At 35.6% G+C, this 10,893-nt stretch carries 12 protein-coding genes and 1 riboswitch; of the genes, 8 read left to right on the top strand and 4 right to left on the bottom strand.

Going from position 1 to position 10,893, the window contains the following annotated elements; translation table 11 throughout:
* Positions 1–379: 379 nt before the first annotated feature.
* From Q0516_RS01785 to Q0516_RS01795, 3 genes are all read right to left on the bottom strand, one after another.
* Complete coding sequence (locus Q0516_RS01785) at positions 380–547, bottom strand: hypothetical protein (protein WP_294468790.1); 168 nt, start codon at positions 545–547, stop codon at positions 380–382.
* A 95-nt stretch (positions 548–642) separates the two neighbouring features.
* Positions 643–801, bottom strand: coding sequence for a hypothetical protein (locus tag Q0516_RS01790; protein WP_294468792.1), 159 nt, complete (start codon positions 799–801; stop codon positions 643–645).
* A 131-nt stretch (positions 802–932) separates the two neighbouring features.
* Positions 933–1,115 (bottom strand): CopG family transcriptional regulator, encoded by a 183-nt coding sequence (locus tag Q0516_RS01795; RefSeq protein ID WP_294468794.1) that lies wholly within the window; start codon positions 1,113–1,115, stop codon positions 933–935.
* A 113-nt stretch (positions 1,116–1,228) separates the two neighbouring features.
* Here Q0516_RS01795 and Q0516_RS01800 point away from each other — a divergent pair, with 113 nt between their 5' ends.
* The 3 genes from Q0516_RS01800 to gatB all read left to right on the top strand — a co-directional run bounded on the left by Q0516_RS01800 (position 1,229) and on the right by gatB (position 4,730).
* Positions 1,229–1,471, top strand: a complete 243-nt coding sequence (locus Q0516_RS01800) for a helix-turn-helix transcriptional regulator (RefSeq protein ID WP_294468795.1) — start codon at positions 1,229–1,231, stop codon at positions 1,469–1,471.
* Between the two features lie 357 nt (positions 1,472–1,828).
* Positions 1,829–3,289, top strand: a complete 1,461-nt coding sequence (gene gatA / locus Q0516_RS01805) for an Asp-tRNA(Asn)/Glu-tRNA(Gln) amidotransferase subunit GatA (protein WP_294468797.1) — start codon at positions 1,829–1,831, stop codon at positions 3,287–3,289.
* Between the two features lie 10 nt (positions 3,290–3,299).
* Positions 3,300–4,730, top strand: a complete 1,431-nt coding sequence (gene gatB, locus Q0516_RS01810; protein WP_294468799.1) for an Asp-tRNA(Asn)/Glu-tRNA(Gln) amidotransferase subunit GatB — start codon at positions 3,300–3,302, stop codon at positions 4,728–4,730.
* A 443-nt stretch (positions 4,731–5,173) separates the two neighbouring features.
* Here the strand turns inward: gatB and Q0516_RS01815 are convergent, their stop codons facing one another.
* Positions 5,174–5,767, bottom strand: coding sequence for an SIS domain-containing protein (locus Q0516_RS01815; protein WP_294468801.1), 594 nt, complete (start codon positions 5,765–5,767; stop codon positions 5,174–5,176).
* Positions 5,768–5,926: 159 nt separating this feature from the next.
* Positions 5,927–6,022: riboswitch (purine riboswitch) on the top strand.
* A gap of 53 nt (positions 6,023–6,075) precedes the next feature.
* Between Q0516_RS01815 and Q0516_RS01820 the strand changes: the two genes are divergently transcribed.
* The 5 genes from Q0516_RS01820 to Q0516_RS01840 all read left to right on the top strand — a co-directional run bounded on the left by Q0516_RS01820 (position 6,076) and on the right by Q0516_RS01840 (position 10,715).
* Positions 6,076–7,464, top strand: coding sequence for an FAD-binding protein (locus tag Q0516_RS01820; protein WP_294468803.1), 1,389 nt, complete (start codon positions 6,076–6,078; stop codon positions 7,462–7,464).
* 886 nt (positions 7,465–8,350) lie between these two features.
* Positions 8,351–8,521: a ribbon-helix-helix protein, CopG family gene (locus tag Q0516_RS01825; protein ID WP_294468805.1), complete on the top strand. Its 171-nt coding sequence runs from the start codon at positions 8,351–8,353 to the stop codon at positions 8,519–8,521.
* Positions 8,522–8,621: 100 nt separating this feature from the next.
* Positions 8,622–8,786, top strand: coding sequence for a hypothetical protein (locus Q0516_RS01830; protein WP_294468807.1), 165 nt, complete (start codon positions 8,622–8,624; stop codon positions 8,784–8,786).
* Position 8,787: 1 nt separating this feature from the next.
* Complete coding sequence (locus Q0516_RS01835; RefSeq protein WP_294468810.1) at positions 8,788–9,057, top strand: DUF6809 family protein; 270 nt, start codon at positions 8,788–8,790, stop codon at positions 9,055–9,057.
* A 614-nt stretch (positions 9,058–9,671) separates the two neighbouring features.
* The gene (locus Q0516_RS01840; RefSeq protein WP_294468812.1) at positions 9,672–10,715 is read left to right on the top strand and encodes an alcohol dehydrogenase catalytic domain-containing protein; all 1,044 of its coding nucleotides are present in this window, start codon (positions 9,672–9,674) and stop codon (positions 10,713–10,715) included.
* The last annotated feature ends 178 nt before the right edge of the window (positions 10,716–10,893 follow it).

Genomic DNA, 10,893 nt, shown 5'->3' on the forward strand with positions numbered 1-10,893 from the left:
TGATGATAATAAATCTTTCATTATTAATTTCTTCAAATCCGTCTCTGCTTTGATTGATATCACTGTTTATATATTTATCATATATTTCTTCCAATATTCGATTTTTCATTTTTGTTCCTCACTGTTAAAAAAGAAATGATTTTTTAGATTTGAAATGATTTGATGTATTGCTTCTTATTCACTGATATTATTTGATTTGCATATTTTATTTAATTTTTCCTTGGTTTGATTATCCATATCAATACCAATATATTTATATTCTTTCATAAAAATACCTCCGTGTTTTATTGCCAAACAGAGGTATGCAGTGTATAATATTTACATACTCCGTTTGGGGTCGGTAGTCCATGTTTGCCTGGTGAGCGAGGTGGGCTACCTTTTATTTTTCCTTTTCATAAACCAACTTTATCCCAAGTCTTATAATCTCGGCTTTTGTCTTATTCAGCTTTTTACAGCAAAAATCCAAATAATTTATATCCGCATCCGATAATCTTACTTCCATTCTGTTCGTTTTGGGATCGTTTGTGGGTCTTCCTTTTCGTACCAATAAAATGCCCTCCTTTCTTATGTACGTATATATTATAATACTGTTTATGTACGTAAGTCAATATAAAAGTATGATAAAGTAAGATTTAATTTGTTTTATTGTTTTTTATTAAAATCATATTTATTCATATATTCGTTTAGACGCATTGCTATTACATCGTCATAATCTTTATTATCTTCTTCACAGTATTTATCTAAATCATTCTTTAAATCTTTGTTAATTGCAATATCAATAAACTTATATTTCGTTTTCATAAAAATACCTCCGTGTTTTATTGCCAAACAAAGATATGCAGTGTATAATATTTACATACTCCGTTTGGGGTCGGTAGTCCGTATTTATCCTTTTGCGGGGAGCGGGCTGCCTTTTTTTACCGCTGATAGATTTATTTATAGTCCTCGGAATTCATTAACATTTCAAGTCCTTGTCTGACTGCGTCGGCTTTTAAAATATTATGTTTCATGCAAAATTCATTTAATCTTGAATATGTTTCATCATCAAGCCTTACGCTAAATCTTATTTTCATTGGATTATCTATCTTTGGTCGTCCTTTTTTTTTAGGTGTCATTTTACCACCTCTCTTTTGTGACACACTAATAATCAATACAAAAGTATTATAAAGTAAGATTTATTTAAATAATCTAATTATTTGTGATATTCTATTATATATGGAGGGTTTATATGGATACGGTAGAAGCGGTAAGAGTAAGGATTTTGCAGTTATGCGAAGAAAGAGATATATCAATTAATCGTTTGGCTAATCTGAGTGCATTAGCTCCTTCGTCTTTAAAAAGTATATTATATGGTAAAAGTAAAAATCCGACAATCATAACTATTAAAATGATTTGTGACGGTCTAAATATAACCTTGTCAGAATTTTTCACATCACCTGAATTTAATAATCTTGAGCAGGAAATCAAATAATATAACAAAAGACAATTCTTTTTAGAGTTGTTTTTTTATTGTATCTTTTTATATATAAAGGCAAAAATTTAAAAAAGTAACCCTTTATTTAACGTGGGTTGGGGGAGCGGTCGTTTGGAGAAAGTGCGGGCAGCACTTTCCCAAAATCCGACCGCGTAAGAGCCTCCACGGCAATTGAGTGGAAGCATTTAATCCATTTTTGTTGCTTAGGACAAAAATGGTCAGGTTCTTAAGGGCGGATAGCCCTTAAATGGTTTGATAATTAGTTGCAAATAATATGAAAAAAATGTATAATAAAACAATTAATGGAAGAGTTAATAATAAAGTAAATGATTAATAAAACATGGAGGAAAAAACATGGCTTTATATGACAAAACTATATATGAGTTAAGAGAACTTCTCGATAAAAAAGAAGTAAGTGCAAGTGAAGTTTTGAATAGCTATATCGATAGGATAGAAGCGGTGGATACTAAGCTTGACGCATTTCTTACAAAGACTTTTGACCTTGCGAAAAAAGAGGCTGAAAAAAGTGAAGAAAGGATACTCAAAGGGGAAACGCTTAGTGTTCTAGACGGTATACCTTATGCTCTAAAGGATAATATGTGTACAAAGGATATAAGGACTACTTGTTCGTCCAAACTCCTTGATAACTTCATACCTCCTTATTCTGCTACGGTTTATAAAAAGCTTCAAAAAAGCGGAGCCGTTTTACTGGGTAAAGTGGATATGGATGAATTTGCAATGGGTTCATCAAATGAAAACTCTGCTTATCACGTCGTAAAAAATCCATGGGATACTTCAAGAGTTCCGGGAGGTTCTTCCGGGGCGAGCGCTGTAAGCGTGAGTGCCGGTGAAGCCGCATTCTCACTCGGTTCGGATACAGGGGGATCAATAAGGACTCCTGCCGCATTCTGCGGTGTTACGGGGCTTAAACCTACCTACGGGAGAGTATCCAGATACGGACTTGTCGCTTTTGCTTCTTCTCTTGACCAAATCGGTCCTTTCGGAAGAGATATAAAAGACGTTGCAAGTGTACTAAGTGTAATTGCGGGGCATGACGAAAATGACTCTACAAGTATGAAAGTAGACGTACCGGATTATACTTCATTCCTACAGGGAGATATCAAGGGAATGAAAGTCGGGGTGGATTACGCTCTGTTAGACGAAAATAAAATCGATAAAGATACTGTGGATAAAATCACGGAAGCTATAGATAAATTCAAGGAAATGGGAGCTGAAATCGTCGATATTTCCTTTGATTGTTTCGATTATGTTATACCTGTTTACTACCTTATTTCATCATCGGAAGCTTCTTCAAACTTATCAAGATTTGACGGTATCAGATATGGGGTAAGAGAAGCAGGCGAAACTTTGGAAGATATAATAATCAACTCCAGGACAAAAGGTTTCGGGGAAGAAGTGAAGAAAAGGATACTTCTCGGAACTTATGCTTTATCTGCGGGATACTACGATATGTATTACAATAAAGCCTTGAAAGTAAGGAAACTCATAAAGGACTTATATAACGATATATTCAAAAAATGCGATATAGTCCTTACTCCTACCACACCGAGTGAAGCATTTAAAATAGGAGAAAAAACAACAGACCAGACTCAAATGTATTTAGCTGATATATTCACCGTTACAGCTAACTTAGTGGGTATACCTGCCGCAAGCATACCTTGCGGACTATCTAAAAACGGTATGCCTATAGGACTTCAAATCAGTGCGAATGTATTCGATGAAGGTAAGATCATAAAAGCGGCTAATAGTTATCAAAACGTGACCGATCATCATAAACAAAAACCAAATTTATAGGAGGCAAGAAATGAAAAATTATACAATGGTTATAGGGCTTGAAATCCACTGCGAACTTGGCACCAAAAGTAAGATTTTCTGTTCCTGCCCGACGGAATTTGGCGCCGAAGAAAACGCTCACGTATGCGAAAGATGTATGGGAATGCCGGGGACACTTCCGGTTTTAAATAAAAAAGTAGTTGAATATGCGGTAAAAGCGGGGCTTTCTTTAAACTGCAAAATAGCAAACTACTCTAAACTTGACAGGAAAAATTACTTTTATCCCGACCTTCCGAAGGCTTATCAGATATCTCAGTACGACCAGCCTTTATGTATAGGGGGATATCTTGATATAACAAAGGAAAACGGGGAAGAGAAGAGGATAAATTTAACGAGGATCCATATCGAAGAAGACGCAGGAAAGCTTATCCATGAAGATTATCAGACTCTTCTTGATAATAACCGCTGCGGAGTTCCTTTGATAGAAATAGTTACCGAACCTGAAATCAGAAGTGCGGAAGAAGCATTGTTGTTTGCGGAAACAGTAAGAAACAATCTTTTGACAGTAGGTGTATCGGACTGTAAAATGCAGGAAGGTTCACTTCGTTTCGACGTAAACTTATCCGTAATGCCCGAAGGCTCAACTGAATTCGGTACAAGGACCGAAATGAAGAACTTAAACTCTTTCAGATCTTTAAAGAGAGCTATCGAATATGAATATAAAAGACAGGTAAAGGCTGTTGAAAAGGGCGAGAGAATAGTTCAGGAAACCAGAAAATGGGATGATGAAAAGGGTAAATCTTTCTCTATGAGGAGTAAGGAAGACGCTCATGACTATCGTTATTTCCCTGACCCCGACCTTGTACCTATTATTTTGACCGACGAGGAAATTCAAAAGTACAAAGACGAAATGCCTGAACTTCCAAACGCTAAGAAGAAGCGATTTATCGAAGAATATAAGCTCAGCGAGTACGATGCAGCTTTCCTTGCTTCATCGATCGAAGTAGGAAACTTCTTTGAAGAAGCTATCAAAAATACAAAGAATATAAAATCCGTTGCAAACTTCTTAATGGGGGATATATCAGCTTATCTTAACAGCAATGAACTTGAATTCTCCGACATCAAATTTACTCCAAATAATCTTGCAAAGCTTGTTGATTTGGTAGATAAGGGAGATATCAACTTATCCACAGCCAAGAAAGTTTTGAATGAAATGTTTGAAAGCGGAAAAGACGCCGTAGAAATAGTCGAAGAAAAAGGACTTAAACAAATGAACGACACAGGAGAAATCAAGGCTATCGTAGAAAAGATACTTAATGACAATCCTCAGGTTGTTGAAGATTTAAAAGGCGGAAAGAAAAAAGCGGGCGGATTTGTTGTCGGTCAGGTAATGAGACAGACAAAAGGAAAAGCAAATCCGGGAATAGTCAACCAGCTTATAAATGAAATACTTGGATTATAAAAGAGACTGCGTCTGTTAGGCGCGTCTTTTTTTTGTGAGAAAATACAAAAAATATATGAAAGGATTATCGTTAATATAAGTTCATAATCTTTTAATAAATAAAAAATTATTTAAAATTGATAACGAAAAAATAATTAGAAATCTCAAAATAAAATATGTTTAATGTTAATTATATGACTTTTTTAGGTAATATCAATATGCTCAGAGAGGATAGTAAACTTATTATATACATTCATTTATAAATTATCTAAAAGAGTTATCACCTTTAAGGGAAGATAAAACATTTCATATTAATGGGTAGGGATAGCGACTGTTTCAAGAAAATCGGGTAGATTTTCTTAGGAAATCCAGTCGCGTTATAAGGCACCGCGCCTAGCGGAGCCCTTTATTCTTAAACTTTGGGCGAGCAAAGTTTAAGCAGGGTTTCTAAGGGGCAGCGCCCCTTATTGCTCTTTAAGCATTTGTCCAACCGCACCGTTAGGGTGGATAAGTTTAAAGTCTTTATCCGTTATATTATTTTTCTTCATTACCGCACCGCCTATGATATCAAGGATAATGCTGGAACATGTAGTGGAAGATGTGGCTACCATGTCTTTGTCGTCCAGTTCTTTTAATGAGTTGAAAGTAATAGCTATATCGGAATTTTCGGCTATGTAAGAATTTTCATTTTCTGTAAGACCTATTATATATGCCCCCAGCTTCTTTGCTATCGGGATAGACTGTACCAGTTCTTCTGTGTTCCCGCTCTTTGAGATTGGTATGAATATATCGCCTTCTCTTATCATCCCATATTCTCCGTGGAGAGCATTCATTACGTTTATCGCAACCGACGGGATATATAAAAAATTATATATGTTTGCTGCTCTGAATGCTGCAGTACTTGAAGAACCGCACCCTGCAAATATGACATTTCCCTTGCATTCCGCTATTTTTTCAACTGCTTCATCGATCTTGTCAAAGTCAAGGACTTTTTTCAAGTTTGTGACAGCATTAACTTCTCTACCCAGCATTTCCTTCAATACTTCTTTGTTGCTCATAATTTTCACCATCCTTTTTTTGTTTTAAGATTTTTTATTATTTTTATTTTATCATTTTTTTTGTGATTTTACCTTATTTTTATATTTTTTATTTAATATAATATACAAGTTGGTAATTTTATTTAAATGTTTTCATTGACAAATAAGTTATGATACTTTAAAATGTCTATTTGGAGAGATTATATAAATTCATGATCGGATGAATGTTTCTACCAACTGCCGTAACAGTTGACTATAATGCTCAATGGGAGTAGTCTACATATTTTACGAGGCAGTTATTTTTTTGCCAATAATACGGAGGTAAGATTATGAAAACAGATGTAGTTATAATAGGTGCAGGTCCTGCGGGGATTTTTACGGCTCTTGAGATGATAAGAAAGGGAAGTAAAAAGAAAATCGTAATGGTTGAAAAAGGTAAGGCTATAGAGCAGAGAAAATGTCCTAAGGCTGAGCTTAAGAAATGTGCGGGATGTAAACCATATTGTCATATCACGACGGGATTTTCGGGTGCGGGAGCTTTCAGTGACGGAAAGTTGTCACTTAGTTATGAAGTAGGGGGAGATCTTCCTTCGTTGATTGGAGAAGATTTGGCTCAGGAAATGATAGATTATGCTGATGAAATATATCTTGAATTCGGAGCAGATGAACATATAGAAGGGATAAATAAGGGCGAAGAAGTAAAAGACATTAGAAAAAGGGCGATACAAGCGGGACTTAAGCTTGTGGATTGTCCTATAAGACATCTTGGTACCGAAAAGGCACAGGAGATTTATCTTGCAATAGAGAAATATCTTCAAAATAACGGAGTTGAAATAATTTTCGGTTATGAATGTACCAACCTTATTCTTGACGGAGAAGAATGTAAGGGGGTATATATCAAAAAAGGTGAAAAAGAAGATGAGATATATGCCGACAATGTAATAGTTGCAACGGGAAGAAGAGGAGCAGACTGGCTTGAAAACTTATGTGCCGAACACGGTATCGCCCATGAACCGGGGACTGTGGATATCGGAGTAAGAGTAGAGGTAAGGAATGAAATAATGGAAAGTGTGAACAATGCTTTGTATGAATCTAAACTTATCGGATATCCCAAGCCTTTTAAAAACAAAGTACGTACGTTCTGTCAAAATCCTGGAGGGTTTGTAAGTCAGGAAAACTACGACAATGACCTTGCCGTAGTAAACGGACATTCTTATAAGGATTTGAAATCGGGGAATACGAATCTTGCCATACTTTGTTCCCTTAATTTTACGGAGCCTTTCAATCAGCCTATAGCTTATGCACAAAAGGTGGGAGAGCTTACGAATATGCTGGGAGACGGCAGGATATTGGTTCAGAGGTACGGAGATATCTTGGACGGCAAGAGGACATGGCAGAAGGAACTTGTAAGGTCGAACGTGAAACCTACGCTTCCCGACGCCGTAGCGGGAGATATAACTTCCGCGATGCCATATAGAGCTATGATGAATATTATAAATTTCATTCAAGCTGTGGATCATGTAGTACCGGGGTTTGCTTCAATGGAAACACTTTTATATTCTCCCGAACTTAAATTTTATTCAAACAGAGTAAAAATGGATAATAAATTTAACACTAATATCAAAGGACTTCACTGTTTGGGGGATTCCAGCGGATGGACAAGAGGACTTATGATGGCTTCCGTTATGGGAGTGTTGATGGGTAGAGAGTTGGTTTAGATTTCGCCCTAAAGGGCGACCATCTTTTTTCCGAAGCCAAAAAAGATGGAAAAAAGTCTTCCGCTGGGCGCGGTGCCTAAGCCTTCGGCAAAAGGGATATTAAACTTACTGAAGTAAATCAACCGCAGATTACCTGAGAGAGTTATTTACTTATTAGTAAGTGATAATTTTAAAAGAAAGTACAAAATGATATAGCAAATATAGGTCACATTTAAAATAGTTAGAGTTGTTGACAATGATTAAATTAAAGAATATAATATAGTTAATAAAGGAGCCGTAGAGATGAAGGCGGCTTCCTCAAATAGTATTTATAAATAAAACGACTACCTAAGGTTGCAATTTAGGGTAGTCGTTTTTTATTTCTTAGAAGTAGTTTTATATTATATTAAGAAACTTAAAATAGCGGCGGCTATCTCGAATAGTAGTATAAGTACTTTTATTATCAGTACAAAATCTATCTTCATAGCACCACCCCCTTTATGTAATAAAGAGGAAACCACCCGCACCTTATTGGGGTATAAGGGACTCTGTCCCTTAGGAACCCTGCCCTTTTTTGTCCAAAGAAACAAAAAAGGGGTAAAAGTTCTTCCACTCAATCGCCGTGGTGGCTCTTAACGCGGTCGAATTTTCTAAAAATCTCTACCCGAGATTTTTGAAACGACCGCTGACCCGCCCCGGTTAATATTAAAAGTTATATCTTGTATTAAAAATCAAGAACTTTTTAGGTAATAATGGTATTAAAGATAAAAGTAAATTACCCGCATTTAAAAAATAATAATGAAATTTTAAAACTCAATTTATTTGACAAAATATATTATATATATTAAACTAAATGTAATTTAAGGGACCCAATAAGTACTTTATAAATATTAATTAAGGAGACATTATGGAGAAGAAAATGGGAAGACCTAAAAGTAATAATCCTCTGAATATTGATATAAAAGTAAGAATAAATCAGAGTACAAATGAAAAGATTTTAAAAATATGTGAAAAAAAACATATTACAAGGGCAGAGTTTATTAGAAATGCTATTGAAGAATATTTAAATATTAATTAACACTCATTTCGAGTGTTTTTTATTTTTTCTATTGACTTATTGAGTTCCAATTATTATAATTAATTTATGGAACTCAAATAATAAGTAAGGAGAAAAAATTATGAACAAACAAGAAAGTAACGATGTAATAAGGTTCAAGCTGGATTTTAGGAAGTATTTAGCCGCAGCCGAGTATTGCAGGAAAAATAGGTTATGTTTTAAAGATTTTGTAAGTCATGCAATAGATGAATTTACGAGGGGTAAAGCGGGGAGGAAGGTAAAGTAAAATGAAAGAAAGTATACTTAAGCAGTTGTATTACGGGAATTTTGAGCCTATAGAAGAGTTTGCTTATTCTTTGGATGAATATAAAAAAATGTATGATGAATTGTGCGAGAAAGAAAATGATATCAGGAATAGGCTTCCAAAGGAACTTAAGCGTGATTATATAAATTTAATAAATAAGATATTTTTACTTCAGCCTCCGGCTTTGGCGGATGCATTTATAATGGGGTTTAAGACCGGGGCGAGGATAATGGTTGAGGTTTTTGAAGAATAAATAATAGGGGCTCTGCCCCTTACACCCCGCTAAATCTTTGCTCGCCCAAAGATTTAGAATAAAGGGCTCCACTCAATCGCCGTGGTGGCTCTTAACGCGGTCGAATTTTCTAAAAATCTCTGCCCGAAATTTTTGAAACGACCGCTGCCCCACCCAATCCGTTATCAGTTATAAGTTTTACCTTTCAAATACTTACTGTAGCTTAAGACATTAATTAAAAAAAGAAATATTAAACTTATAACAGAAAACGCCCGCAAATTAATTATAAAAATTATTTATCTAATGACCAAGCATAACTTATAATGATAAGTAAGGAGTATTTAAAAAGAGATGTTAATTTATAAGAAAACTATAGCTTAGAATATTAAAAGACACTCCTTATATTTTTACAATGGGAAATAATGTAATAAACATAATGATTTTTAAATAGATAATAAAATATCTATTTGGCGAGCAAAAGTATTAAAAAACTACGAATAAACGTATATATAGTAACATGCAAATGTTTTCACACAAGTTTACCTTGAAAAAATAGTAATTATGTTTATAATAGATAGTGAGGAATACATAATGATGTATTTAAAATATGTTTTTATATAAGGAGATAATGAAAAATGGAAGCAGTTGTATTCAGAGGTCCCGAAGATTTCGGACTTGAAGAAGTAGAAACACCTAAATGCCCTAAGGGAGGGGTTCTTATAAAAGTCGATGCGGTAGGACTTTGCGGTTCTGATGTCAGAACATTCTCATCAGGACATTTTGCGGTTACACCGCCATATATATTAGGCCATGAAGCCGCAGGGGAAATAGTAGAAAGTGATAATGAAAAATATCCTAAGGGAGAAAAAATTGTTATAAATCCGCTTGTTGGACTTTGCGGAGAATGCTATTACTGTACACATGGTTTAAAGAACCACTGTGAAAATAAAATCACTCTCGGAACGAATTTACCGGGTGGATACGCTCAGTACACAGCACTTCCGGAAGACTGCTGTACGGATGATACTATAGTAAAAGTTCCCGATGATTTTGATCTTGATTTGATACCATTGGCTGAAACTACATCAAGCGTTTACTCTGTTCAGGAATTCGCAAGGGTAAAAGAAGGCGATGACGTAGTTATCATGGGAGCGGGTCCTTTGGGTAATTTACATAGTGCTATCGCGAAAGCAAGGGGAGCAAGGAAAGTTATAATTTCCGAACCGAGCGAATCGAGACTCGAAATGGCTCATAGATTTGAAAGCACGGATGTATTCAATAATCCTAAAGAAGAGCCTCTCGAAAAATGTGTGGAAAGAGAAACCAACGGTTACGGAGCAGACGTTGTAATCGTTGCTTGTCCCGTAGGTGCCGCTCAGGAACAGGCTACACATCTTGTTAAACCAAGGGGAACGGTAGTACTATTCGGCGGTCTTCCAAAGGATAACTGTCATGTATCATTCGATTCTAACTTGATCCACTATAAAGAATTGAACGTAGTAGGCGGATTTGCTTATGCACCTGACGTATTTGCCAAAGCGGTTGAATTAATAGTTGATAAAAAAATCGACGCGGCAAAATTCGTTACACACATCATGCCGCTTAAAGATATCAAAGAAGGTATCAAGGCTATCAAAACAGGGGAAGCTATCAAGGTTGTACTTAAACCTTGGGAGTAAGTATGAGGGACTCCGTCCCTTATACCCTGCAAAGTTTTTCCGAAGCAAAGAGAGCTTAAGGAAACTCGCAAATATTCCTGTGGAAATCTGCTCGTGCCCGTTAATGTGTTAAAGCACATCTGGATTTGAAAAAATCCAGCCCATTTTTCAAATGGGTAATCAGTCAAATGCTTCCGCT

It is taken from the genome of uncultured Anaerofustis sp., assembly GCF_938029165.1.
Taxonomy (GTDB): domain Bacteria; phylum Bacillota; class Clostridia; order Eubacteriales; family Anaerofustaceae; genus Anaerofustis.